At 49.3% G+C, this 25,010-nt stretch carries 23 protein-coding genes and 1 tRNA gene; 11 read left to right on the top strand and 13 right to left on the bottom strand.

Going from position 1 to position 25,010, the window contains the following annotated elements:
- Nucleotides 1–29: 29 nt before the first annotated feature.
- Complete coding sequence (locus tag BMW65_RS09575; protein ID WP_090604900.1) at nt 30–1,280, bottom strand: DASH family cryptochrome; 1,251 nt, start codon at nt 1,278–1,280, stop codon at nt 30–32.
- A 231-nt stretch (nt 1,281–1,511) separates the two neighbouring features.
- Between BMW65_RS09575 and BMW65_RS09580 the strand changes: the two genes are divergently transcribed.
- Together BMW65_RS09580 and BMW65_RS09585 are read left to right on the top strand one after the other, a co-directional pair.
- Nucleotides 1,512–2,384, top strand: a complete 873-nt coding sequence (locus BMW65_RS09580; protein ID WP_090604902.1) for a Rossmann-fold NAD(P)-binding domain-containing protein — start codon at nt 1,512–1,514, stop codon at nt 2,382–2,384.
- Between the two features lie 31 nt (nt 2,385–2,415).
- The gene (locus BMW65_RS09585; RefSeq protein WP_090604903.1) at nt 2,416–3,336 is read left to right on the top strand and encodes a TIGR01777 family oxidoreductase; all 921 of its coding nucleotides are present in this window, start codon (nt 2,416–2,418) and stop codon (nt 3,334–3,336) included.
- A 26-nt stretch (nt 3,337–3,362) separates the two neighbouring features.
- Here BMW65_RS09585 and BMW65_RS09590 read toward each other — a convergent pair whose 3' ends face one another.
- On the bottom strand, nt 3,363–4,025 hold the full coding sequence (locus tag BMW65_RS09590) for a hypothetical protein (protein ID WP_245747585.1): 663 nt from the start codon (nt 4,023–4,025) through the stop codon (nt 3,363–3,365).
- 135 nt (nt 4,026–4,160) lie between these two features.
- Between BMW65_RS09590 and BMW65_RS09595 the strand changes: the two genes are divergently transcribed.
- The 5 genes from BMW65_RS09595 (at nt 4,161) to BMW65_RS09615 (ending at nt 11,499) form a co-directional block, all read left to right on the top strand.
- Entirely contained in the window at nt 4,161–6,230 is a 2,070-nt protein-coding gene (locus tag BMW65_RS09595; RefSeq protein ID WP_218145377.1) for a TonB-dependent receptor, read from the top strand.
- An 85-nt stretch (nt 6,231–6,315) separates the two neighbouring features.
- Nucleotides 6,316–7,395, top strand: a complete 1,080-nt coding sequence (gene fbaA / locus BMW65_RS09600; protein WP_090604908.1) for a class II fructose-bisphosphate aldolase — start codon at nt 6,316–6,318, stop codon at nt 7,393–7,395.
- Between the two features lie 135 nt (nt 7,396–7,530).
- Entirely contained in the window at nt 7,531–9,081 is a 1,551-nt protein-coding gene (guaA, locus tag BMW65_RS09605) for a glutamine-hydrolyzing GMP synthase (RefSeq protein ID WP_090605416.1), read from the top strand.
- A complete protein-coding gene (locus tag BMW65_RS09610) occupies nt 9,038–10,297 on the top strand; it encodes an ABC transporter substrate-binding protein (RefSeq protein WP_143053850.1) in 1,260 nt (419 codons plus the stop codon). The genes guaA and BMW65_RS09610 overlap by 44 nt, the downstream gene beginning before the upstream one ends.
- An 11-nt stretch (nt 10,298–10,308) precedes the next feature.
- Entirely contained in the window at nt 10,309–11,499 is a 1,191-nt protein-coding gene (locus BMW65_RS09615) for an RsmB/NOP family class I SAM-dependent RNA methyltransferase (RefSeq protein ID WP_090604911.1), read from the top strand.
- A gap of 4 nt (nt 11,500–11,503) precedes the next feature.
- Here the strand turns inward: BMW65_RS09615 and trxA are convergent, their stop codons facing one another.
- The gene (gene trxA / locus BMW65_RS09620; protein ID WP_090604913.1) at nt 11,504–11,800 is read right to left on the bottom strand and encodes a thioredoxin; all 297 of its coding nucleotides are present in this window, start codon (nt 11,798–11,800) and stop codon (nt 11,504–11,506) included.
- Between the two features lie 243 nt (nt 11,801–12,043).
- Here trxA and BMW65_RS24435 point away from each other — a divergent pair, with 243 nt between their 5' ends.
- Nucleotides 12,044–12,199: a hypothetical protein gene (locus BMW65_RS24435; protein WP_218145378.1), complete on the top strand. Its 156-nt coding sequence runs from the start codon at nt 12,044–12,046 to the stop codon at nt 12,197–12,199.
- Between the two features lie 8 nt (nt 12,200–12,207).
- Here the strand turns inward: BMW65_RS24435 and BMW65_RS09630 are convergent, their stop codons facing one another.
- The 6 genes from BMW65_RS09630 to BMW65_RS09655 all read right to left on the bottom strand — a co-directional run bounded on the left by BMW65_RS09630 (nt 12,208) and on the right by BMW65_RS09655 (nt 17,256).
- Nucleotides 12,208–12,708: a DUF6691 family protein gene (locus BMW65_RS09630; RefSeq protein ID WP_090604914.1), complete on the bottom strand. Its 501-nt coding sequence runs from the start codon at nt 12,706–12,708 to the stop codon at nt 12,208–12,210.
- Nucleotides 12,705–13,265, bottom strand: a complete 561-nt coding sequence (locus tag BMW65_RS09635) for a YeeE/YedE family protein (RefSeq protein ID WP_090604916.1) — start codon at nt 13,263–13,265, stop codon at nt 12,705–12,707. The genes BMW65_RS09630 and BMW65_RS09635 overlap by 4 nt, the downstream gene beginning before the upstream one ends.
- A 73-nt stretch (nt 13,266–13,338) precedes the next feature.
- A complete protein-coding gene (locus tag BMW65_RS09640; protein WP_090605417.1) occupies nt 13,339–14,757 on the bottom strand; it encodes an MBL fold metallo-hydrolase in 1,419 nt (472 codons plus the stop codon).
- 110 nt (nt 14,758–14,867) lie between these two features.
- Entirely contained in the window at nt 14,868–15,662 is a 795-nt protein-coding gene (locus BMW65_RS09645) for a sulfite exporter TauE/SafE family protein (RefSeq protein WP_218145379.1), read from the bottom strand.
- 82 nt (nt 15,663–15,744) lie between these two features.
- Nucleotides 15,745–16,386 (bottom strand): DUF6266 family protein, encoded by a 642-nt coding sequence (locus BMW65_RS09650; protein ID WP_090604917.1) that lies wholly within the window; start codon nt 16,384–16,386, stop codon nt 15,745–15,747.
- Between the two features lie 216 nt (nt 16,387–16,602).
- Complete coding sequence (locus BMW65_RS09655) at nt 16,603–17,256, bottom strand: Crp/Fnr family transcriptional regulator (RefSeq protein ID WP_090604918.1); 654 nt, start codon at nt 17,254–17,256, stop codon at nt 16,603–16,605.
- 365 nt (nt 17,257–17,621) lie between these two features.
- Here BMW65_RS09655 and BMW65_RS09660 point away from each other — a divergent pair, with 365 nt between their 5' ends.
- The 3 genes from BMW65_RS09660 (at nt 17,622) to BMW65_RS09670 (ending at nt 18,966) form a co-directional block, all read left to right on the top strand.
- Nucleotides 17,622–18,185 (top strand): hypothetical protein, encoded by a 564-nt coding sequence (locus BMW65_RS09660; protein WP_090604919.1) that lies wholly within the window; start codon nt 17,622–17,624, stop codon nt 18,183–18,185.
- Nucleotides 18,186–18,289: 104 nt separating this feature from the next.
- Complete coding sequence (locus tag BMW65_RS09665) at nt 18,290–18,517, top strand: hypothetical protein (protein ID WP_090604921.1); 228 nt, start codon at nt 18,290–18,292, stop codon at nt 18,515–18,517.
- Between the two features lie 5 nt (nt 18,518–18,522).
- A complete protein-coding gene (locus BMW65_RS09670; protein ID WP_177181069.1) occupies nt 18,523–18,966 on the top strand; it encodes a PIN domain-containing protein in 444 nt (147 codons plus the stop codon).
- Nucleotides 18,967–19,055: 89 nt separating this feature from the next.
- Here BMW65_RS09670 and BMW65_RS09675 read toward each other — a convergent pair.
- The 4 genes from BMW65_RS09675 to BMW65_RS09690 form a co-directional block, all read right to left on the bottom strand.
- A tRNA-Leu gene (locus BMW65_RS09675) sits at nt 19,056–19,139 on the bottom strand.
- A gap of 120 nt (nt 19,140–19,259) precedes the next feature.
- Nucleotides 19,260–22,445, bottom strand: coding sequence for an efflux RND transporter permease subunit (locus BMW65_RS09680; protein WP_090604925.1), 3,186 nt, complete (start codon nt 22,443–22,445; stop codon nt 19,260–19,262).
- 46 nt (nt 22,446–22,491) lie between these two features.
- The gene (locus tag BMW65_RS09685; RefSeq protein ID WP_090604926.1) at nt 22,492–23,613 is read right to left on the bottom strand and encodes an efflux RND transporter periplasmic adaptor subunit; all 1,122 of its coding nucleotides are present in this window, start codon (nt 23,611–23,613) and stop codon (nt 22,492–22,494) included.
- A 35-nt stretch (nt 23,614–23,648) separates the two neighbouring features.
- Nucleotides 23,649–24,989: a TolC family protein gene (locus tag BMW65_RS09690; RefSeq protein WP_090604928.1), complete on the bottom strand. Its 1,341-nt coding sequence runs from the start codon at nt 24,987–24,989 to the stop codon at nt 23,649–23,651.
- Nucleotides 24,990–25,010 lie beyond the last annotated feature (21 nt).

Raw genomic sequence — 25,010 nt, forward strand, 5'->3', positions numbered from 1 at the left:
AGGATTTTTACGATTGGCCGTGGGATTCATTACTCAAAAGCGAAAGCCTCCTTGGGATGGAGTTGCGTCGTCAGCTTTTTGATGTTTATCGGTTTGTTGTCTTTCACGCTGCTTCCCACGCCGGCCAAATGCGCCCAACTGCCGTAGTTATTGGCCGGGCAGTAGTCAAGGAGCTTTTCCTCGAACCAGGCGGCGCCCCTGAGCCAGTTGACCTTCAGCTCCTGGATGAGGTAGGCCGCGATAAGGACACGATGGGTGTAGGGTATGTAGCCGGTTTCATTCAGTTGCTGTATCCCGCTATCGACAACGGGATTGCCCGTATGCCCAGTTTGCCATTGATGGAAAGAAGCTTCATCATTTACAAGAATATCAGGCAAATCACCGGTTAGGCCATCGATATGGAAAAACCGGTTGCCGTGTTTCTTAAACATAAATCGATAATAGTCCCGCCAAAGCAACCGCAATATAATTTGATCACCCCGTTTCTTATCCAGTGTGGCATTTTCTGCGGCTTTCGTCGCATGGTATAGCGTGTTGGGCGATAATGCGCCAATGGCAATGTATGGGGATAGGCTCGAATAATCCGACTGCGCAGGGTGGTCATATAAAAAAGTCTGCATTTGTTCCAATGCGACCGATTCGCCGCCCTTGAAGCTCAGGTGAGCGATTTGCTGGATTTCTTCTTCGCCAAAGCCCAGCGCAGTCATATCGGGCAGTCCGCCGGTGTCCATTCCTTCCGGTACGCTTATTGCCTCGGGGCTCCCCAATTGGGGCCTGATGGCGCTTTCACGTTCGGTTTTTTTCTTGAAAACGGTAAATGCATCGGGAATGTCCTTAATTGGAAAGGGAAGATCCTCTTTATGATATAGTGTATGGCCAATGAAATGCCTTAGGTTGATTTGCTGTTTCCACAACGCTTCCTCCACGAGGCCGGAGATATAGGTTTCTTCATAAGCGACTTCCCGGTGGTGGTACACCTCGTCAACATGATACTGCGCTGCAATTTGGGGTAATAATACCTCGGGATAGCCGTGGACGATGATTAGATCGCCGCCCAATTGCCGGAGTGTGTGCTGTAATGCCAGTACATTTTCCCGGAGAAAAGCGGCACGCAATACGCCCGTTTTTTTGGTGCCGTATTTGGTAACGGTAAAATACCGGGGATCGAAGCAATAAACGGGTACAATCTGATGGCTACGCTCGATTGCGCGAAGTAGAATCTCATTGTCGTGAATACGTAAATCATTTCTAAACCAAACCAAAATTGTCCTGTTGTCCATGCCTTACTTAGGAGATTAAATCTTACAAAGATAGGCTTTATTTTACATCAACGCTATAAACTGTGCGAACCGGAATATGAATATTGACAATAAAATCACAATTCGTTTTGTAACTAATGAGAAATGTTAAATTTGCACAAAAAAATCCATTAAGCGGAAACATAATCTGTTTTCGATTGTAATTGCTAGTAAAATAGCCAATCCGCCTGCTTAAATGGTGTAATTTTGCGTATGAAAGTCCTGATAACCGGCCTTAATAACTATTTAGCGAGAAACATAGCGGTATGCCTTGCCGAAGAGGATCATCAAGTGACTTGCTTGGTTAGGAATAAGGCATTTTTTTATAAGAACGTACCCGAAAAGTATGGAATAAACCTCATCGAAGGTGATTTATTCCGTGGTACACTACCTGCCGGATTAGATAAAGAAACGCAGGTAGCCCTCTATTTCAACCAGTCTCCGGTAAATGAAATCGGCATCCGGCTGGAGATGGAGCTTATCGCCGTGCAGAAATACGTCCGCGCACTGAAATACACAGCTTGCCGACACCTTATTTACGTGACAAAACTTGCCGATGAAAGCGTCAGTAAAATCAAATCCTACATCAGTAAGAGCGGGCTGGACTATACCGTGGTGAGGATTAGCAATATTGTTGGCAAAGGTTCAGCATTGATGAATATCCTGTCAAACCTGGCTAAGCAAAAACTGGTCGTCCTTCCAAAGGAATTTGCCACCAGCCGTTGCCAACCCATCCATCTGTTGGATGTATGTGCCTATTTCAATAAAATGCTGCTCGATGCCAATGCCTATGGACAGACATTTGACGTGGGCGGCCCCGAGGTCATGACTTACAAGGAGGCATTCGAACGTTATTTGGATGTCACCAAGCTGAAAAAGAAGGTATGGGCATTGCCGGGTTTAGGAATGCCCATGTCGGTTTTTTTGGGCCGGTATGTTTATAAGTTGGAGCAGGATGCTGCCGCCGCATTTCTTGTGTATATGCGCAGGGATTTGGTGACGGTAAATAATGGGCTGAGCAAGCTGTATCCCGTGAAGTTGGCACCTTTCGGTATGGCTATCCGCTATGCATTGGGCTTGCCTTAAGCCCTGATTATAAGCAATAATTGACGTGCATATGGAAAAACGAGTGTTGGTTACTGGGGCAACGGGTTTGGTGGGGCAAGCATTAATTGATGCATTAGTAAACCGCAGTTACTCGGTCAATGTATTGAGCAGGCGTACGCAGCACACTGATTTGCCGGGTGTACGGTTTTATGGATGGGATGTTTCGGCCGGCAAGGTGGATGCCGATTGTATGGACGGTGTAGGGGCCATTATCCACTTGGCGGGTGAAAACATTGCCGCGCTACCCTGGAGCAATAAACGGAAGCAAGCTATCCTGGAAAGCCGGACACAAACAATTGCCTTGCTTTATGATTTGATACAGCAAAAAAATATGAGCCAGGTCAAGGCGGTCATATCCGCATCCGCATCAGGATACTATGGCGATAGGGGAGATGAATGGATGAGTGAGGATAAAACGCCCGCTACGGGCTTTCTGGGACAAACCTGTTTGGAGTGGGAACGGGCAGTAGCCAAAGGCAGGGACTTGGGGATACGTACCGTTTCATTAAGGAGCGGGGTGGTCTTGTCGGCAGACGGTGGTATCTATCGCAAATTTGCCAATTTTATAAACAAGGGCATAGGTGCTGTGCCCGGCACGGGCAAGCAATGGCTGCCTTGGATACACATCGACGACGTGGTGGCTATGTACATCTTTGCATTGGAGCACCATGGTGTACAAGGCGCATATAATATGGCAGCACCCGAGCCGGTTACGTTTGCCGCCTTTCTCCATGCAATAGCCAAACATTTGGGAAAACCCATGTGGCTGCCAAATGTCCCTGCGTTTATGCTCCGTGCGATTTTAGGGCAAATGAGTGAAATGCTGCTGGACAGCACACGCGTATCGGCTGAGAAGATCCGCAATTCAGGATTCCAGTTTAATTACCCCGAACTTCAGGGGGCGGTAAGCGCGATACGTGGCAAGCTGTAAGCTGCCCGGCCTACAGTCGCCGCCAATTATTCCTTCGCCTTCACCGTGCTCTTTCCGTCTCTGCCCGGAGAACCTGAATATACCCTTCCCTGCGCCAGGCTGCCCAAGGGTCTTCCTGCCGCCCCCATATTGATCAAGCTATAGATGTTATTAAGGTCGTTCTGCGGATTTACACGGTATCCACCTGCGCGGGTATCTATCTGTACGTAGTGGGGTGCTTTTTTGTCGTCGGTCTGCGGCACGATACCGCCACTATCATAGACGAAGTGTACATTTCCGCCATTACCATTTGGATAGGTACGTGACCCGTTGTTATGGGCATCCTGGCCACCGGCTAAGACGTACAATGCCCCGAGTCTTTCCAGCCGCATGTCGATTTCAAAATCAGTTCCGTTGTTTTTGCCATCCGTGCCGAAAAGGTACCCACGCTTGTCTATCTCGGCATGCGCTACGTGCAGTTTGACATCCTTTTTGCCATAAAACACCAATTGACTCCGGTCTTTCATAATCAGCGTGTCGATATGCAGCACCAAGGACGAGTCCCTGCTTGTAAATACTTCTTTTTTCTTTTTGCCGATTTCCAGTTTTTGGATGTGCATGGTCTCACTTTTGCGCGTGGTGTCAGCAGCCCGCTGTGCGAACGCGGCAGCCGAACTGCTGATTAAAATAAAAGCAAGGATCGTTTTCATGGCTATCTTCCCCTCCATTACATTTGTTTTTATTAGACGTTTTTAAGCCAAGAAAGTTTAATTCATGTTACAATCGGTCACATGGGGTACAACATGTATGCATAATTGTTAATTTCGTCCAAACTTTAAATTTCCATGATACGTGCCATTGTCTTTAGCTTTACCCTACTTTCATTACGATCTTTTGCTCAGCCCGTTCAGGACACGACTACCCATTTGGAGGAAGTAACCGTAAGGGCTTACTTCGTCGAGCAACCTTTGTTGCGCCTCACGACTTCAGCTGGGGTAGTTGGCCGCAGTACATTGGAACACCAAAGCGGCCACACATTGTTGCCGGCTTTCAATACCATGCCGGGCGTACGGATGGAGGAGCGCTCACCGGGCAGCTACCGGTTATCACTCCGGGGAAGCCTGCTGCGCTCGCCGTTTGGTGTGCGGAATGTAAAGGTATACCTGGACGAAATCCCACTTACGGATGCGGGGGGGAATACCTACCTGAACCTGTTGGATGCAGACGGCGTGGATCGCATCGCGGTTTTGAAAGGGCCGGATGGAAGCCTTTTCGGTGCCAATTCAGGCGGTGTGGTGCTTATCCGGCCCGTGGGTATGTCCAACGAGGCGGACAATAGCGCATCACTGCGTATGAACGGCGGATCATTCGGCTTGTTCCAAGAACAGCTCACTACCCAATTAAATCCGTCGCCAACTTACCGGTTCGGCTTTAGCCAAGCTTACCAGCGTGCTGATGGATACCGGCAAAACTCGGAGATGAAACGGGCCGCATTCCAGACCGTGCAACGGTGGAATTATACACCGGCCAATGAGCTGCGGTTGATAGCCCTGTATTCCGACCTGCGGTACCGCACACCGGGTGGATTGACCAAGGCACAGTATGTTGACGATCCGAGGCTCGCCCGCCCGGCCACTCCGGCCACCCCGGGGGCATTGGAACAGCAAGCAGGCATTGTCAACAAAACGTTGATAGGTGGATTGGTACATGACGCGCAATTGAACGGCAAGCTTAAGCATGTGGCCAGCGTCTTCGGTACACACACGGATTTCAGTAATCCATTCATCACCAATTATGAAATCAGGGACGAATATAACGTAGGCTTCCGTACTTATGTCGACTACGCCGACGGTGATCCCAATGCCTTTTCATGGCGGTTTAATGCCGGGCTCGAATGGCAGTATGGTGGTACGGATATTTCCAACTATGACAACCATGGTGGGTCACAGGGCGATGAACAGGCCATCGACGCCTTGAAGAGCCTCCAGCATTTTTATTTCGTGCGCCTTAGTGCTGATGTAGCCAGTCGGCTTACGATGGAAGCCGCCTTGAGCCTCAATTATTACCGATACCGGTACAAATCTATCTTTCCGGGAAACGAGTCCGCATTTACCGATAGGGATTTTGACGCGGAGTGGATGCCCAGGGTGGCGCTATCCTACTTATTCATGCCCCAGCTGTCGGGTCGCCTGTCCCTTTCGCGTGGCTATTCGCCACCTACCATCGCCGAGATACGTCCGTCGGATAATATGGTCAATACCGCCTTGGCTGCGGAAACCGGATGGAACTATGAAGCCGGCTTCCGCTGGCAAACCGCCAATAGGCGTGCCTTTGTGGATGGTTCTGTATTTTACTACCGCATGGAAGACGCGATTATCCGGCAATTGCGCGAATCGGGGGCTGAGTTTTTTGACAATGCCGGCGGGGTCAACCAACGGGGGGTAGAGCTTTCCGCAGTTGTATGGGCGGTGGAGCCACGTATGCATGGCGTTTTGCAGGGCCTCCAAGTGGGTAGCAATCTGACACTGAGTAAGTTCCGATTTGGTGATTACCGCGTGGGGGATGACGACTTCACGGGCAATAAACTCACGGGTGTACCTGCCAGTACGGTGGTCAGCAGCCTGTTGGCACAGTTTCCAGGGGGTATCAGTGGCTATATCCTCCATAATTATACAGCGTCAATTCCGCTGGACGACGCCAATACGGCATTTGCCGATTCGTATCATTTGCTGCAAGCCAAAATAAGCTGGGATACGGCATTGAATAAGCAGTTGAAATTGCAGATCTTTGCTGGAGGCGACAACCTGTTGAACCAAAAATATAGTCTTGGCAACGATATCAATGCCTTCGGTGGCCGCTTTTTCAACGCTGCGGCAACGCGGAATTTTTATGGGGGAATCGCATTGCGGTACTGAAGGCAGGAGGCATAGAAAGATAGCAGGAATTACGTATTTCCAAAAATTATCCCTACTTTCGGAGCCATAAAAAATAAATAATACCATGAGTTTGAAAGATTTTAAAGGAGTTGTCACCGGTGATGCCGTACAAGAACTTTTTGAGGTAGCCAAGGCTCATCAGTTTGCGTTGCCAGCTGTCAACGTAATCGGTACCAATTCTATCAACGCCGTGATGGAAACCGCCAAAGCGGTCAATTCTCCGGTAATAATCCAGCTGTCCAATGGCGGGGCCCAGTTTTACGCAGGCAAGACCTTAAACAACGAAGGGTTGAAGGCCTGCATCCTTGGGGCGGTTTCGGCGGCACAGCACGTGCATTTACTGGCTGAGCATTATGGTGTTGCTGTTATTCTTCATACCGATCACGCGGCGAAAAAGCTGCTTCCCTGGATCGACGGATTGCTTGACCACGGTGAGCTTTTTTTCAAGCAACATGGCAAGCCATTGTTTTCCTCACACATGCTTGATTTGTCCGAAGAGCCCATCGAGGAAAACATTGAGCTATCAAAGAAATACCTGGAGCGGATGAAACCACTCGGCATGACCGTGGAAATCGAACTTGGTGTGACGGGTGGGGAAGAAGATGGTGTGGACAATTCAGATGTGGAGAGTTCGAAATTGTATACCCAGCCGGAAGAGGTAGCCTATGCCTATGAGGAATTAAAGAGCGTGAGTGACAAATTTACCGTGGCCGCCGCTTTTGGGAATGTGCACGGGGTCTACAAACCCGGCAATGTGAAGTTGCAGCCGATTATTCTGCACAACTCACAGGAGTATATCCGCAATAAATTTGGCCTGTCAGCCGAAAAGCCGGTCAACTTTGTTTTCCACGGCGGCTCGGGTTCGGCGCCTGAAGAAATCACCGAGGCCATTTCTTACGGAGCCATCAAGATGAACATCGATACCGACATGCAATGGGCATTTTGGGATGGCATACGGGGCTATTACCAGGCTAAGGAAGGCTACCTGCAAAGCCAGATCGGCAATGCAGAAGGACCTGATTCCCCCAATAAAAAATACTATGACCCCCGCGTATGGTTGCGCAAGGGCGAGGAAAGTTTTGTGAAACGCCTTACGCAAGCGTTCGAAGAATTGAATGCATTGGATATAAACAGCAAACTGTAGTTTTTTGTCTTATCTGCATGACAACCCTTGCCTTGCATCATGTGGGGCAAGGGTTTTTTGTATGCATGGAAGCTTGGAGTCAAAAATCTAAAAGCGAAAACTGAAATCCTAAATGGTTTTCCTTACCTTTGGCCCATGCCAGAAAAAATCATTATCCTTGATTTCGGCTCCCAATACACCCAATTGATTGCACGCCGGGTACGGGAGCTGAATGTATATTGTGAGATTCATCCCTATAACCATTTGCCCGATTTTGACGAAAGCGTAAAGGGCGTCATCCTATCCGGAAGCCCCTATTCGGTACGCCAGGCGGATGCACCAGAAGTTGATTTCCGCGCATTGCAGACACGTTTTCCTTTATTGGGTGTATGCTATGGGGCACAATATATTGCCCAGCATTCGGGGGGCGAAGTGGTTGCTTCCACCATTCGGGAATATGGCCGGGCCAATCTCCACTTCGTGGATCATACCAATGTACTGCTGGCGGATATCCCCGCTGACTCCCAAGTATGGATGTCGCATGGCGATACCATTTCGGCTATTCCATCGGATTTCGAAGTGATTGCCAGCACGGACAAAGTGAACGTAGCGGCCTACCACGTCAGGGGAAGCCAAACGTATGGCATACAATTCCACCCCGAGGTGACCCACAGTACCGATGGCACTACATTGCTGAAAAATTTCGTCATCGATATCTGCGGTTGCACACCTTCATGGACTGCCGATGCGTTTGTCGAAACGACGGTAGCAACCCTAAAAGAAAAATTGGGTAACGACCATGTCATCATGGCGTTATCAGGCGGGGTGGATTCTACCGTGGCTGCGGTATTGCTGCATCAAGCCATTGGCAAACACCTGCACTGTATCTTTGTAGACCATGGGTTGCTGCGCAAGAACGAATATGAACAGGTACTGGAGTCCTACCAGCATATGGGCCTCAACATCAAAGGCGTAAACGCGAAAGATCGGTTTTACCAAAAGCTGGCCGGGGTGAGTGAGCCGGAGCAGAAACGCAAGATCATCGGGGCGGCATTCATCGATGAGTTTGACGAAGCTGCCCATGCCGTACAGGCTGAGCTGCCCGAGGGCGCAGCAGTGAAATGGCTGGGCCAGGGAACCATTTACCCCGATGTCATTGAGTCCATATCGGTCAAAGGACCTTCGGCCACCATCAAATCCCACCACAATGTGGGGGGGCTGCCCGATTTTATGAAGCTGAAGGTCGTGGAGCCGCTGAATACGCTTTTTAAGGATGAAGTGCGGCGGGTAGGCAAGGCGCTCGGTGTTGCCCCCAATATCCTGGGCAGGCACCCCTTTCCCGGCCCCGGATTGGCCATACGCATATTGGGTGAAATCACGGCCGAAAAGGTACGTATTTTGCAGGAAGCTGATGACATCTACATTCGCAACCTGCGCGAATCCGGCTGGTACGATCGGGTATGGCAAGCGGGAACCATTTTTCTGCCCGTGCAGTCTGTCGGTGTAATGGGCGATGAGCGTACATATGAGCATGTGGTAGCGCTTCGTGCAGTTGGTTCGCTGGATGGGATGACTGCCGATTGGATACACCTGCCCTATGAATTGCTGGCGAAAATATCAAATGAAATAATCAATCATGTAAAGGGGATAAACAGAGTTGTATATGATATCAGTTCAAAACCTCCGGCTACAATTGAATGGGAGTAAGTACCTTATCGGCATCGCGATAGCGCTGTTCGTCATGGGATGCACGCCCAAAGTGCGTGTGTTGCGTGGTTCAGGAAGCAGCGAGCCGCCTAAGGCCGAGACCCCCGCGGAGAAAGATAAAGCAGAAGAGACCGCCGCTGAGGCGGAGAAAGTGGATGTAAAAAACATCGCTTTATTATTGCCCTTTGAGCTGGACAAGGCTAATCTGCACGCTCCGAGTGCAGAAGATATCAAACGATCAGCCTTGGCACTGGATTTTTACCAGGGCTTCAAGCTGGGTTTGGATGAATTAGCGGCGCAGGGCGTCAACTTCAAAGTCAACGTACTGGATACCCGCGATGACGCGGGCGAAAACGCCCGCATTGCGAAACTGGAAGAAGTACAAAATGCAGCATTGATCGTAGGCCCCGTATATCCGAAAGAGATTCAGGTATTCGGGTTTAACGCGGCATTGTCAGACGCGTTGCAGATTTCGCCGTTGGCAGCCAGTATGCCCTCGGAGTTTAATCTACCCAATTTGGTGACCATCACCGCACCCATTACGGCACATGTACGCGCATTGGCCGCACATATTGCCAGGCAATACCAGACCGGTGATGTTATCCTGCTGTACAATACCCAGGATGCGGCAAGCAGGCAGTTCCTATCGCCCCTTAAGGTCGAAATACAGCGTGTTAAAAAGAATGCCAAGGTGGTAGAAGTGCAGGACGAGGAAAGCCTGGAAAGCAGCATCCACCTTTCGGGAAAGAATTTGGTGGTTTTAGGCACTGCCAATAAATACCAGATTTCGCCGGTTTTAGCACATTTACATAAGTTACAGGATGAACTTTCCTACCGGATTAATTTATTTGGACATCCCAATTGGTCAAAGCTGGCGTTTGAAGAAAACGATGGATTACAGGCCTTTCAAACCGCTATCACGACCTCCTATTACATCAATGCCCAGGAGCCTGATGTGCGCAAATTCGATCAACTATACCGTCAGGAATTTGGGATAGTGCCCACTGAATTTGCTTATAAGGGATATGATGCCGCCCGTTATTTTGGGGGACTATTGGCCAAATATGGTGCCGGATATAAGGAACATATCGTTCAGGAAGAATATGCCGGGCTGCATAACGCCTTTAAATTTGAGTACAACCCTTCTTGGGGATATGTGAATAATGCGATTGCCATCCTGCAATACCGGGGGGGCAATTTCCAGCCAGTGGATTAATACATCGTGCCGTGATACCAACGGAAAAACGGACATACCAACAAATCCGGACAGTTGAGCGTCTCTTATCGGCATACCAACAGGAAGCCCATGGGATACCGTTGGCCCGGTTTCTGGCGGGATTTTATAAGCAAAATCCTCAAATGGGCGCTAAGGATAGACGTATGGCTTCCCGCTTGGCATACCATTATTTCCGGATGGGAAATGCGGCTGGGCAATCGGAGTTCCCCTTGCAACTGGCCATCGCCGAATTTTTATGCAGCGAAGAAAGTACCGTTGCCGAGCTGTTACTGCCAGCCCTTTATCCGGCTATCCACGCCCCGTTGGATGAGAAGGTCGCATTGCTGGAAAAGCATACCCCATTCCGTTTTCTGGAGGTCTTTCCTTTGCTGGATCAGTTATCAGCAGGTATTGACCCGCGCAGGTTCGTCCTCGGTCTGTTTGAACAGCCGGATCTTTTTCTCCGCTTGCGGCCCCGCTATGCAGCCAACGTCATTGCCACACTTGAACGTGCGGGCATCGACTTTCGGCGAGTAGGCGATTTTACCGTTGCGCTACCCAACGGTACCGCATTGGCACGTATTCCAGGCCTTGCTGGCAACTATGAAGTGCAAGATTATTCATCCCAACAGACCGGCAGGTTTTTCCGTGCTTCCAGCGGCGAAAGCTGGTGGGATGCCTGTGCCGGGGCCGGGGGGAAGTCGCTCCTGTTGTTGGACAGCTACCCCGGCGTACAGCTCCTGGTATCCGATATGCGCGGCAGCATCCTGCGTAACCTCGATGAGCGTTTTCAGGCAGCGGGCATCCAATCATACCGACAGAAAATTATCGATTTTACGAAAAAAGATACGGCAGCTGTACTCGGAAGGGAACAGTTTGACGGTATTATCCTCGATGTGCCCTGTTCGGGGTCGGGCACTTGGGGTCGGACACCCGAAATGATTGCCGCTTTTCAGGCCGGGGCTATCCGGCGGTTCGGAGCACTGCAGCGTCAAATTGCCGGGCAAGTGGTCAAACACCTGAAGCCCGGCAAGCCGCTGATTTACATTACCTGCTCGGTATTTGCGGAAGAAAATGAAGGGGTTGTAAGGTATTTACAAGATCACCACCACCTTCACCTTGAACACATGGAAGTGCTGCAGGGCTATCACCACCGGGCAGATAGTATGTTTGCGGCAAGGCTGATAATGAAGCGCCTATAAGGTTTTACACGTTTTCCTTTAACAGCCGTTCCAGCTCCGGAGCAGGAAACACACCCGATTGCCGCCATTTGACCGATCCATTCTTGAATATCATCAGTGTAGGTACACCCCGTATCTGGTACTTGGCGGCAACCGACGGATTTTTATCCACATCAATCTTGATAATGGATGCATCATCGCCGATACGTTGTTTCACCTCTTCCAAAATAGGCGCTTGCACCTTGCATGGGCCGCACCATGTGGCAAAGAAGTCCACCAATACCGGCTTGTCGCCATTGATTAATTCATTAAATGTGCTCATTTTATTTAACCTCCTCGTAATTAACTTTGGTGCTGCGCACACCTTCCACCACAATTAGGATACCAAGAATAAACTTGGTAAGCCGGACAAGGATGCAAATATGCATAATTATCAGTCATACTCCTTATCTTTGGGTGATGAACAAAGACCTGATTTTACGCGAACGGCTAGCTCTCCAACGGACAATATTAGCCAATCAATCCACTTTCTTGTCTTTTCTGCGGACTTCCATGTATTTTGCTGTTGCAGGGATATGTTTATGAATACATCCTTTTCGTTGTCTCCGCTACGGTTTTCGTGGTAGGCGTGGTCAACTACTTCGCCCACAAGAAGAAAATTGCGCGGAGTGAAAAACACATCGGTGACTACAAACTTGATTATGAAGAACAAGATACGTAATGGTTGCATCAATGCGGTAATTGATCCCTGACTTTGCCGTACACCCATGTACCTGCGATAGCACTAAACAGCACTACGGCCACCACGATGGCTCCGGTGCCAATCTGGACAAACAACGGCCCCGGGCATGCCCCCGTAAGGCCCCAGCCCAACCCAAATAACAGTCCGCCATAGATCTGCCCCTTGTTGAATTTTTTTGGCGTGAACGTGATGGGTTCGCCGTAGATGGTCTTGATGTTGAATTTTTTGATCAACCACACCGAGATGATACCCACTACCACGGCTGATCCGATGATGCCATACATGTGGAAGGATTGTAAGCGAAACATTTCCTGGATGCGGAACCAACTGATGATCTCCGCCTTTACGAATATAATGCCGAATAGGATACCAACAATAAGGTACTTGATGTTGTGGTATCCTTTGTGCTGCAAGTGCGATTCATTGACGCACATGGTATCCTGTGTGCGTACCTCGAAATCCGTGTTTTGTAGTGTTGAATTGTTCATCCTAAAATAAAGGGTAGTAATACATTTGCCATTAAAAATCCGCCAACCATGAAGCACACCGTGGCTACCAGCGACGGCCATTGCAACATACTTAGCCCCATGATCGCGTGCCCGCTGGTACAGCCACCTGCATAGCGGGAGCCGAACCCGACAAGGAAGCCGCCGCCGACCATCAGGATAAGGCCTTTTGCGGAAAACAGGTATTCCCAATTGTACAGTTGCGTAGGCACCATGTTGGAATAATCGTTAATACCATATCCGGCAAGTTCATTGACCAATGCTGGATTGACCACCATGGGATCCGGATTGGTCAGCCATAAGCTGGCGATCACACCGCCACCGAAGGCACCGACCACGAAAAAGAGATTCCAGAGCTCCTTGCGGTAGTCATACTTGAAAAATTTGATGTCGGCCGGAAAACATGCGGCGCAAATATGACGGAAATTCGCCGAAATGCCGAAGTGTTTATTTCCAAGTAGCAACAGGGCAGGAACAATTAATCCCACCAGGGGGCCGGCAATGTACCACGGCCAGGGTTGTTTGATAAAATCGATCATATGCTTTTTAGTTATCGAGCATTGAAAGCGCATCTTCAATGCTCGATTTGCTATTTTTGATTTGAACGTACGGTTATAACATCGTATTTGGACAAATGTAGTCGCTTATCGCGAATTTGCCAGATTTCTTGATAGCTTTGAAACCGCCCTGGACATCGATGAGATTTTCATAGCCCCGCGCACGCAGTATGGAAATGAAAATCATGGAGCGATATCCGCCCGCGCAGTGTACATAATACGTTTTGTCTTTGTCCACCTCGCTCAGGTGTTCATTGAGGTAATCCAGCGGTATGTTCTGCGCACCGATCACGTGTTCCGAGTCGTGTTCGCTTTGTTTCCGTACGTCAAGGACGTGCAGGCCGGGGTCGGATTCTTTCAGGAGCGCCAGTTCATTCACGGTGATGGACATCATGGTGTCGATTTCACGACCTTCGGCTTTCCAGGCAGCGAAACTACCTTTGAGGTAGCCGATGGCATGGTCGTAGCCCACACGGGCGAGGCGCGTGACGATTTCTTCCTCCCGGCCTTCCTCGGCAATGACCAGGATCGGTTGCTGGATGTCAGGGATCAACGTGCCTATCCAGGGGGCGAAGTTGCCATCGATGCCGATGTTGATGGAATTGGGGATAAATCCCTTGGCAAATACCTGCGCATCGCGCGTATCCAGCAGGAGGGCATCGGTTTCGTTGGCGATTGCCTCGAAGGCAGCCGGCTCCAGGGCTTGGAGCCCCCTGTCCAGTACGTCATCGATGCTATCGTAGCCTTGGATATTCATCAGCACATTCTTCGGGAAATAGGCAGGGGGAGGCATCAGCCCAGTCAGCACCTGCTTGACAAACTCTTCCTTACTTATAGCTTGCAGGGCGTAGTTGGTCCTCTTCTGGTTGCCCAGTGTATCGGTGGTTTCCTTGCTCATGTTTTTGCCGCAGGCTGATCCCGCACCGTGGGCCGGATAGACGATGATATCATCGGCCAGGGGCATGATTTTATCGCGCAGCGAATCATAGAGGTGACTAGCGAGCACCGCTTCGGTGAGCTCAGCTTTTACCTTTTGGGCGAGGTCAGGGCGTCCTACGTCGCCAATGAAAAGTGTATCGCCCGTAAATAAGCCAATATCTTTCCCTGTTTCATCAGTAAGCAGGTAGCAAGTGCTTTCCATCGTATGCCCCGGAGTATGGATGGTGGTAATGGTCACCTTGCCCAGTTGGAGCTTTTCGCCATCCACAGCCACATGGGCAGGAAATCCCGGCTGAGCGGTAGGCCCGTACACGATGGTTGCCCCGGTCTTTTCGGCGAGATCGATATGGCCGGATACAAAGTCGGCATGGAAATGCGTTTCCAGCACATACTTGATGGTCGCCCCGTCTTTTGCCGCACGCTTCATGTAGGGATCCACTTCCCGCAATGGGTCAATGATGGCTGCTTCCCCATTGCTTTCGATGTAGTAGGCGCCTTGCGCCAGACATCCGGTGTAAATCTGTTCGATTTGCATGATTATGTTCGTTTTATTGTTTGCCATTTCATATTGTTCCTGTCATGATACAAAGGTACGGGCGACAGGTATATTGATTTGGTGACTTTCATCACGCTTATCCCATATTGTTAAAGAAAAAGTTCATTAACCAGGATATAGATGCTCATGACCAGCACAAACCATCCGAATCCCTTTTGCAGTTTGTGGCCGGATACCCTGACGGACATCGCATTACCGATATAAAACCCAAGGATAGCCAATCCGGTAACCGCCAGTAGGAACCCCCATGCGATAGTCGTATTAGCCACATCGCCTGTAAACCCAAGCAGTGATTTGGCGCCAATGATCAGCAGCGAGGTGCCGACCGCCTTTTTCATGGACAATTTGCTCAGCAGGACCAACGCGGGGATGATGAGGAACCCACCACCAGCCCCTACCAGTCCCGTGAGCGTACCCACTACGATGCCCTCCAACAAAATCAGGAGATAGTTATACCGGACATCCCCATCGTCCGGGCAATCCTTGCAGGGTTTTTTGCGGATCATCGAAATGGAAGCCGCAAACATCATGATGGCAAACAGCAGCATGATGGCCATTGGTTTGTCGAAAGCAAAGCCATCCATCCTAAAAATCGGATCGGGGATCGCTGGAACCAAGTACTTGCGGGTGGCATACACTGCAGCGATGGAGGGCATGCCGAATAGGAGGGCAGTCTTGAAATCCACCAATCCTTTGCGGTATTTTGGCCAGGCGCCCAATAAACTTGTAGCCCCCACGATGAACAAGGAATATGCTGTGGCTGTAATAGGAGGGATGCCAAAGAGGTACACCAGTACCGGTACGGTGAGTATGGACCCGCCGCCGCCAATAAGGCCAAGGGCGATACCAATGGATAACGAAGCGAGATAACCGAAAATTTCCATTTGCGATATGTTAGTAACCACCGCAAAGGTCGGTATACGTGTTGCATGCAAACGGTGACGGATGTCACATAGGTTGGCTTAGCTACTGTGGGATCACACCGCAATATACACTGTCGGACAACTGGTCAAGCCACGTATTTCGAAATGCGGCGTAAACATGAATTGGCCCGGTGAATAAATGCAAAGGTTCAATCTCCCATTCATCCTGTTGCGCTTTCCGTTCGGCCCCAAGTTCCCTGAAGACGCGAATAGGTTCCTCGGGATTGTACAACAATATTACCAGCCGGTCAGTGGGACTTTGTTGTGTGCCTATGTAATCCCAGCGAAACGTCAGCCGGTTGCCGTCGCGTTCGACGGTGCAGTTCAATGGTGGGGCCAGCTTGCCTTTTGAAATGAGCACTTTTTCGGGGTTGATGAACGGATTGCCCTGTTCATCTACCTCGATCGCATTTTTTCGAGTATATGATTGCGCCAGTTGGAATGCACCGACGTGGCTGCCTGAGGGCACCTCATGCTGAAATCCAAATTTTATGTATGGTTTGATCGGACCCAAGAATTCTGATACGACCTTCATCTTCGCTTGGTTCAATAATTCGAGTTTAGAAAAGGGTTTCGTACGCCTGCCTATTGCGCGAATGACATTTTTTCCATTGAGTTCGTACCCGACAATTGAGCCTACTTTTCCAATAAAAGCCCCATTTATTCCGTTTTTTGCAGTAGCCATATTCGTATCTCCGTATTACTTGCTCCGTAATTGATTTACCACAAATATAGGAATAATTAAGAATAAATAAAGTATTAATAGTGTGTTAGTAAAGGTTATACCTTTATTAAACCTTTGTCAACCCTTTATCAAATCTCTATTAAACCTTTATTAATAGTAAATAAAGTATGAAGCAGACCCTAATCAGTCACGAAGCAATAAGAAGGGTGGGCCAATTTATGTGAAGAGTTGTATGGTATTCCGACCGAGAACGACTTTGCCGTGCTGTTCCATCTTTTTGAGCAGCCGCGAGATCACCTCCCTTGAAGAACCCAGATCGTTGGCGATTTGTTGGTGGGTGGTGATTATTAGTTTTGAATCCTGTTGTTTACTCAATTTTTGCAGGTAATAATCGAGCCGCTCGTCCATGCCTCTGAATGCGACGTGATCAATCACTTCCAGTAGTTCCTCGAAGCGCGATCGGTAAGTTTCCAACACGAAATAATACCAGGTTTTGTATTTCCGCATCAGGTCATCCATCATCGCGATGGGAATGAGCAGGGCAGTCGTCTCTTCCACGGCAGTAGCCAGGATTTCGCTTTTTTCTTGCTTCGTGGCGCAAATCATGGACAGGGCGCAGGCACTGCCAGGCTCCAGGTGGTAGACGAAAAACTCCCCACCGTCGCCCCCTTCACGATATACCTTGACGAGCCCCTTGACAATGAGCATGGTGGATTTGAAGTATTGGCCGGTCTGCATCAATTGTTCACCTGCAGCGAAATGTTTAATACTGCACTGCTCGGCAAGTATATCTTTTAATTCCCGTTCGAACGAACTGAAATACGTGGTTAAGTAATCCTGTATGGCGGCTTGCAGCGAGGGTGTGTTCATGCGGTTCTTTGGATTCGACGGTATAAAAATAGTAACAATTCATTGGATAGATTGAAAAAAACATTTTGGTAACTTGGACGTGATTCAGCGATTAGGATATGGTATGCGGTAGCAGAAGGGAGAATTATGAATAGTTTTGCGCTAAAATACGGTGTTTATTCGCCAGTGATCGGGCTGGAAGTTCAAGTGAATTTTGAATAAGATAGATATTTCATCCGTCTCGTTGAAGTAAATTTTAATTGAGCTGGAATGGCGCAGTATTTTGTAGATTAAAAAGTTAAAAATGTTAAAATAGGTGATTTTCAGGTTTTTTGATTCTATTTTCGTTGCTAATTAAAAAATTATCAAACGCTAAAACTTCAATTATGAATCTAAAAAATCTTGTCTTGATCGTCCTGTTCTTTTCCCGGATATGGGTGGCAAATGCGCAGACTGCTTCGGATCCAAGGAAGCATAATTTGAGCTTCGGCCCCATGGCCGGATATAACCTTGACACCAAGGGATTGGCATATGGAGGCGGTTTAATGTATGAATACCGACCCTTTCAAAAATTCGGTTTTACGGCTGCGCTCATGTATGAAAGGACAAGGAAAGACGTTTCCGGCGATTTTTGGGGCGATTTGAATGGTGTTCCTATTTATGGTGATGTCCGGGTTCATCAGGAGTATTCGCTCAATGTCGGAGCACGGTATTACATGGGCGGCTTTTACCTCGCTACGGCACTCGGTGTGGGATACGACGATTATTATACCAACTTGTCAGATGGCAGCACTTCGGACGGAGGGCATGCATACGGTTTATATAAAAGTTTGGGTGCCGGATACCAGATACCGTTGAAGAATCGTGATGTGATTGAAGCCGAGGCGGGCTTTTTTGGCACAAGGGACATGAAGATTGGGGGTACGGTAAGGTATAAAATCAGAAAATAAAAAATTACAGGTTACGTGACAACGACGTATGGTTAAAGAATGAAATTTCGACATGAATTTTGCTTGTGTTTTTCATACTTCAGGATTGTTAAGTATATTTGTATATGGCTTCAGTGTTAGAAACCCCATTAAATGAACAGCAATTGCTGATGTTGCGGTTACTAAAAAAACCGCTTCCGGATTCGGAATTCCAAAAAATCCGCCGGTATGTAGTTAGCCTATTGGCAGAACAACTCGACGAAGTAATGGAGGAGTGGGAGAAGGAAAATAACATCACCGAAGAAGAATACATCAAAATGAGCCACGGCCATTTCCGTACACCAAGGCGCTAAAAACTTTGCTTGTCGTTTTAGATTCCAACGTTCTTTTATTAGCAATTGGGGCCCATAGTCCATTGCGGAAAATTTGGACTTCTTTTCTAATGGGTCAATTCAAGATTGCTGTTAATGAGGACATCCTAAAAGAATATGAAGAAATCCTGCAGATACACAGCGCAATTGGAGCTGCCAAAATTGTGATAGATATCTTTGAAGAGAGTCCGGACGTGATATACCAGCGAGTATCCTATCATTGGGATGCTATAAAGAAAGATCGGGACGACAATAAGTTCTTTGATGTGGCTGTTGTATCATCAGTACATTATCTTGTGACCAATGACAAACATTTCGACGAAGCAAAGCGGCTGAAATTCCCGAAAATCCATATCATCAGATCGGAAGAATTTATGGGGATTTTGAATGACAACAACTTCGACAATCCAACTCTAATTGAGGTATCCTAATTCTTTTGTCTCATGTTTCTGAGGGATGAGATTTTTTATTTAAACAAAAAAAGTGCAATTCTACATGAGAATCGCACTTTTCCTTTTTGTGCCCGGAGAGAGACTCGAACTCTCAAGGGACTGCTCCCAACGGCTTCTGAGACCGCAACGTTTACCAATTTCGCCATCCGGGCGAGCACGCCTCGAATCCTTTAATCGGATAGGGGACGCAAATATAGGGTTTTAATTGATAATTGAAAATGAGAAATTAAAATGCATTATTAATTTTTAATTTCCCATTTTCAACTTCCAAACTATTCTTCATCATCATCCGAGTGCAGCAAATCCTGGTGCTCTTCGGGCCTATAGTTCGCTTGAAGTTCCGCTAATTTCTTTTTGCTGTAAGCCACCTTGGTAATCAATACGAATAGGACGGGCACAATGAATATGGCGAACAGTGTAGCGATCAGCATACCACCGAAAACCGTCCAGCCAATGGTTTGGCGGGCGATAGCGCCTGCTCCTGCGGAATACATCAGCGGGACGATACCGAGGATAAAGGCGAATGAAGTCATGATAATGGGCCGCAGCCGCAGTTTGACCGCTTCCAAGGTAGCGGTAAGTATCCCCATACCGATATCTACCCGTTCTTTGGCAAATTCGACGATCAGGATGGCGTTTTTAGCCGCCAAGCCGATAATGGCTACCAACCCGATTTGCGCATAAATGTTGTTATCCAGGCGTGGTAAAAGGGTTAGCACGAGGATCGCGCCGAATACACCGAGCGGAACGGATAGCAATATGGAAAATGGTACGGACCAACTTTCATACAGCGCCGCCAGCAGCAGGAAGACGAAGACAATACACAGGCCAAAGATCATTAGGGTCATGTTGCCCGCTTCTTTTTCCTGTAAGCTTAATCCCGAAAACTCGTACGTAAATCCGGCACCCAGCGTCTCTGCCGCGGTTTGTTCCAGAGCCAGCAACGCATCGCCGCTACTGTATCCCGGGGCAGCGCTACCCGTCACTTCAATGGATCGGAAGATGTTGTGGTGGTTGATGATAGAGGGGCTCTCAATAATCTCGTGGGATACCAAGGCGCTCAAGGGCACGGGATTTCCCTGCTGATTCTTCACATACAGTTTATTGATGTCTCCGATATCCATACGGAACGTGGTGTCTGCCTGGGTGACCACCCGGAAACTTCGGCCATATCGCGTAAAGTCGTTGACATAACTGCTTCCAAGGAACGAGGAGATGGTACTGTAGACGCTCGAGACCTGTACGCCCATGCGCTTTGCCTGTTCGCGATCCACTTTTACCAAGTAGTTGGGTGTACGTGAATTAAACAAGGTATATGCCATGCCGATTTCCGGTCGTTGATTGACGGCCATGAGGAATTTGCCAACCTGTGCCTCGAAATCTTTGATATCGCCGCTCCGTTGATCGATAAGCTGGATACTGAAGCCACCGCTCATACCCAGCCCGGGTATCGCCGGAGGCGATACCGGCAAGATGGTAGCCTGCTGAAAACCCGCGTACTTCCGCTGGATACCGGCGATCACCTCATCTGCAGTGCGGCTCCGCTCTCCCCATGGATGAAGCTGAACGAAGAAGGTACCCCCGTTGGGCTTGAATGAACGGTTCAACAGGTTGATTCCGGCAATACGCATCACGTTTTTAATTTCGGGATTGTCTTTCCGAAGGGAATCCGACAGGGCATCGAGCACATTGCCGGTCCGTTCGGACGATGCACCTTCCGGCAGTGTAACGCCAACCAACATCACACCGGCATCTTCCGTGGGAATAAACCCGGTAGGCTTGGCAGAGAATAATCCAATCGTACCTATGTAAATACAGACCAGCAGGATCATGACCAGCGGAGCGCGTTTGATGGCCACTCGTACACCACCCGAATATCGCTTGGTGACCCGTTCAAACCACGTATTGAATTTATAAAAAAGCCTGTTGATGCCCTTAGACTTTTCGTCGAATTGAGAAGGCTTCAGTAACAAGGAACAAAGCGCTGGAGTAAGGGATAAGGCGACGAATGCAGAAAGCAGTACGGACACGGCGATGGTAATCGCAAACTGCTGGTAAAGTTGGCCGACCATGCCGGGTATAAAGCCTACGGGTACGAAGACCGCTGCCAAGATAAGCGCAATGGCGATAACGGGGGCGGTGATCTCTTTCATCGCACGTCGCGTCGCTTCGGGCGCGGACAGTTTATCATGATCGATGTAGTGCTGCACGGCCTCCACCACCACGATGGCGTCGTCTACCACGATACCGATGGCAAGTACGAAGGCCAGCATTGTGAGGTTGTTGATGGAGAAGCCAAACAGGTTGAAAAAGATGAAGGTGCCGACAATCGAAACCGGGATAGCGAGCACAGGAATCAAGGTAGCTCTCCAGCTTTGCAGGAAAATGAATACAACCAGGGTCACTAATATCAGTGCTTCAACCAACGTGTGGAGTACGTTATTAATGGACTCTTGAACGACTGTCACGGTTTCGTAGTTGACTACGTAGTCCATATCGTTCGGGAAGTCGGCTTTCAGCTGCTCCAGTGCGGCATAGATGCCTTCGGCAGTTTCCACGGCATTTCCACCGGGCATTTGGTTGACCATCATGCCGGTTGCAGTAAGTCCGTTGAGCTTGTTGGTGATGGAATAGGCAAACTCGCCCAACTCTACACGCGCCACATCTTTGAGGTATACAATTGATCCGTCGGTATTGGTCTTGACAATAATTTGCTCAAACTGTTCTTCCAGGTTGAGGTCGCCGTCGAGGATGACATTGTATTCGAAGACCTGCGTATTGACCTGTGGACGGCTACCCACGGCACCACCCGGCATCCGGATATTCTGCTCTTGGATGGCGGCATTGATTTCGGCGGGAGTGAGTCCCAGGTTAGTGAGTTTGGTCGCGTCGAGCCACACGCGCATACTGAACGGTTGGCCGAAGGCCATGACATCTCCCACGCCTTTGACACGCATCAAGGCGTCACGCACATATAAGTTGGCGTAGTTCGCCAAAAATTTCTGATCCCGTGTACCATTGGGTGAGATCAAAGAGATCATCATCAAGGCGTCTGTATTAGCCTTTCGCGTGATGACCCCGAGTCGCCGTACCGTTTCAGGGAGCGACGGCTCGGCAATACCTACGCGGTTTTGTACATCCAGGGTGGCAATATCGATATCGGTGCCCACGTCGAAGGTGACCGTAATGGCCGATCGCCCATCGGAGGTACTGTTCGACTGCATATACGTCATCCCCGGCGTACCGTTGATTTGGCTTTCGATGAGCGTGGTTACCGTCTGTTCCACGGTCTGCGCATCCGCACCCGTATAAGTCGCCTGTACCTGTACAGTGGGCGGCGTAATATTCGGATATTGGCTGATGGGCAAAGTCGTTATGGAAATGACCCCAATCAGCGTAATCAGGATGGAGATGACGATGGCGGTGACGGGTCTTCTTATGAATACTTCTGAAATCATGTTGGTTCTGTCCTAAATAACTTGATAGTCGTTTTTCGGCCTTACTCTATTTGGATTGTGCAGGTTGGTTTACCTGTACCTTGGCCCCCGGCCGCAAGTTGATGAGGCCGTCGGTCACCACTTGTTCGCCCTTGGACACTCCTTCATTGATGACGACACGATCAGCGACTTTCAACCCCAATCGTACACCGCGTTGTTCAACGGTACTGCTGTCTGTCAGTACGTATACCGACGTCTGACCTAATTGTTCCATGATGGCGCGGTAGGGGATAACCAATTGGTTGGATTCCGATTGGTTGCTGACGTGCAAGGTGGTATTCATGCCCGGCAGTAGAGTATTCGCTTCATTCGGGAAGCTTGCCCGTACGGTAATGGTGCCCGTATTGCGGTCTACCGCCCGATCGATGGCGGTGATTGCGCCAGGATAGGGATAAGTTTGGCCACCTGGCAATGTGATATGAATGCTGGAATCGCGGGCTGTACCTGATTGGCGCATGGCATTGAATCGTGGAATGTCGCGCTCGTTCACGGGAAAGTCCACGGCGATAGGGTTTGTAGAGGAAATGCTATTGAGCAAGGTGGTTCCGGCGGATACCAGTGCGCCCATGCGCACTTGGGAGATGCCCACCGTGCCGCTGAACGGTGCGATGATGATCGACCGGCTGAGGTTGGTCTGTGCCGTGGTAAGTGCAGCCCGCGCGGCAATCGTTTGGGCTTTGGCATTATTAAAGTCGGTTTCTGCGTAGTCCAATGTTTGTTTGGCAATGGCATCCTGTTCGGCCAATTTCTGGTAACGTTCTACGTCCCGTTTCAGCCGGGAAAGATTAGCTTCGGCAATCGCCAGGCTGGATTCCGCTTGTTCGACTTCTGCGGCGTACCGCGTACGGTCGATCTCGTAGAGCTTCTGGCCTTTGGCAACCGATGCACCGTCTGCCACGAAGATGCCGGTGATGTAGCCACTCACTTCAGCACGGAGTTCGGTTTCGTTCAAGGCGACCACGGTACCCGGATAGTCGCTTACGCCAACAACGGATTCCTCGGTGACCTCGGCTACGGTCACGGCGATGGCCTGCTGGCCAGGGGCCTGCTGCGGTTGGTTGTTTCGGCAGGAGGCGACGACGCTTGCTCCGATGATAAGTAAGCCGATGATGATGTTATTGCTATTCATGGTTATGGATTTCGACATGTTTTAATTCAAGACAATTAGTTGGTATTCGGTTCGATTTGGCCCAATGCCTGCTGTACATCCAGCTTTCCTGCCAGTACGGCATATAAGGCATTGAGGTAATTGATTTGCGTTGTACGGAGGTCTGTTTCGGCCGTCATCAAATCCAGGTAGGTCTTGATGCCCTCGTCATATTGCAATTTGATGGTATTGTAGACCTCTTCGGAAAGCGCTACGTTCTGCTGTGCCACTTGCCAGTCATTCAGGTTTGCCTGATAGGTGGCCATGGCCATCTCATACTGTGTGCTGATTTGGTTTTTGAGGTTTACAATATCCCATTCGATGCGGGTCTCCTGCAACTGGGATTTGCGGATTTCGTGGATGCGCTTACCGCCTTGGAAAACCGGGATGTTCAGCGTGAGCCCGAATACCGAACGGGGAAATGACTCGTTGAATAATCCGGAAAGCTGTGTATCCCTAAAATCCCATGCATAATTGTAAAAAGCCGACAAGCTTGGCAGGAATGTCCATTTATTGTATTGGGTATTCAACTGCTGGAGTTGTTTGACCGTCTGGAGCTGCCTGAATTCCACCCGTTGCTCATAATTTACCGTCGTGGTGGTATCCAGCAGGATTTCACTTTCCATGGCGGATACGTTGGCGAGCGACAGGGTGAGGGGTTGGGCTGCGGGAAGCCCGATAAGTTCCTTTAAGAATGTATATTTATAGGTGAGCAATTCGGTGACCCGCTTTTGTTCGGCCAGCGTATTGCTCAATGCAATCTGGGCCCGTTTGAAATCGGTATTATCCACAATGCCCGTTTCATACCTTGCCCTGGCATCACTGAGCTGCCGCTCCAAGCGCAGGATATTTTCTTTGATGATGTTGAGCTGCTCTTCACTGGTCAGGATGTCATAGTATGCTTTGCTGACTTCCACTACCGTATTGATGTAGCTGTTTTCCGTATTCAGGGCATTTTGTTGGCGGATGTAACGGGCCGCCTTAGCTGCCTGGATGAGGCTGGGATTGAGGATTTGCTGATCGGCCTGCAATACGGCGGCACTCACATGCTTCTGTCCCAGTTGGATGACATTGCCACCGATGACGTTGGTCGGTATTTTGACATTCCAATTGTAGGTGCCCGTAGCATTGATTTGTGGAAACCAACCAGATAATGCTGAGGCAATTTCCCGTTCGCCGATTTCCTCATCGATCAGTGCCTGGTGCACTGATGGCCGATTTTCGAGTGCGTAGGCTACCACATCTGCCAATGTGGCCTTCGCCGGCAACGGTGGCTGGGTTTCCTGGCCGAACAGGAGCGTGCTCGCCGAGGTAAGTACTACTGTTAAAACTAAGCTGTTTCGCAATTTTCTGTACATTGTTGTTCTGGTCTGAAAAGA

It is taken from the genome of Parapedobacter koreensis, assembly GCF_900109365.1.
In the GTDB taxonomy this organism is placed as follows: Bacteria; Bacteroidota; Bacteroidia; order Sphingobacteriales; family Sphingobacteriaceae; genus Parapedobacter; species Parapedobacter koreensis.

Coding starts and splice junctions, on each gene's coding strand:
- BMW65_RS09575 (WP_090604900.1), bottom strand. CDS start 1,280: ATGGACAACAGGACAATTTTGGTTTGGTTTAGAAATGATTTACGTATT.
- BMW65_RS09580 (WP_090604902.1), top strand. CDS start 1,512: ATGAAAGTCCTGATAACCGGCCTTAATAACTATTTAGCGAGAAACATA.
- BMW65_RS09585 (WP_090604903.1), top strand. CDS start 2,416: ATGGAAAAACGAGTGTTGGTTACTGGGGCAACGGGTTTGGTGGGGCAA.
- BMW65_RS09590 (WP_245747585.1), bottom strand. CDS start 4,025: ATGAAAACGATCCTTGCTTTTATTTTAATCAGCAGTTCGGCTGCCGCG.
- BMW65_RS09595 (WP_218145377.1), top strand. CDS start 4,161: ATGATACGTGCCATTGTCTTTAGCTTTACCCTACTTTCATTACGATCT.
- fbaA (WP_090604908.1), top strand. CDS start 6,316: ATGAGTTTGAAAGATTTTAAAGGAGTTGTCACCGGTGATGCCGTACAA.
- guaA (WP_090605416.1), top strand. CDS start 7,531: ATGCCAGAAAAAATCATTATCCTTGATTTCGGCTCCCAATACACCCAA.
- BMW65_RS09610 (WP_143053850.1), top strand. CDS start 9,038: ATGATATCAGTTCAAAACCTCCGGCTACAATTGAATGGGAGTAAGTAC.
- trxA (WP_090604913.1), bottom strand. CDS start 11,800: ATGAGCACATTTAATGAATTAATCAATGGCGACAAGCCGGTATTGGTG.
- BMW65_RS09630 (WP_090604914.1), bottom strand. CDS start 12,708: ATGAACAATTCAACACTACAAAACACGGATTTCGAGGTACGCACACAG.
- BMW65_RS09635 (WP_090604916.1), bottom strand. CDS start 13,265: ATGATCGATTTTATCAAACAACCCTGGCCGTGGTACATTGCCGGCCCC.
- BMW65_RS09640 (WP_090605417.1), bottom strand. CDS start 14,757: ATGCAAATCGAACAGATTTACACCGGATGTCTGGCGCAAGGCGCCTAC.
- BMW65_RS09645 (WP_218145379.1), bottom strand. CDS start 15,662: ATGGAAATTTTCGGTTATCTCGCTTCGTTATCCATTGGTATCGCCCTT.
- BMW65_RS09650 (WP_090604917.1), bottom strand. CDS start 16,386: ATGGCTACTGCAAAAAACGGAATAAATGGGGCTTTTATTGGAAAAGTA.
- BMW65_RS09655 (WP_090604918.1), bottom strand. CDS start 17,256: ATGAACACACCCTCGCTGCAAGCCGCCATACAGGATTACTTAACCACG.
- BMW65_RS09660 (WP_090604919.1), top strand. CDS start 17,622: ATGAATCTAAAAAATCTTGTCTTGATCGTCCTGTTCTTTTCCCGGATA.
- BMW65_RS09665 (WP_090604921.1), top strand. CDS start 18,290: ATGGCTTCAGTGTTAGAAACCCCATTAAATGAACAGCAATTGCTGATG.
- BMW65_RS09680 (WP_090604925.1), bottom strand. CDS start 22,445: ATGATTTCAGAAGTATTCATAAGAAGACCCGTCACCGCCATCGTCATC.
- BMW65_RS09685 (WP_090604926.1), bottom strand. CDS start 23,613: ATGAATAGCAATAACATCATCATCGGCTTACTTATCATCGGAGCAAGC.
- BMW65_RS09690 (WP_090604928.1), bottom strand. CDS start 24,989: ATGTACAGAAAATTGCGAAACAGCTTAGTTTTAACAGTAGTACTTACC.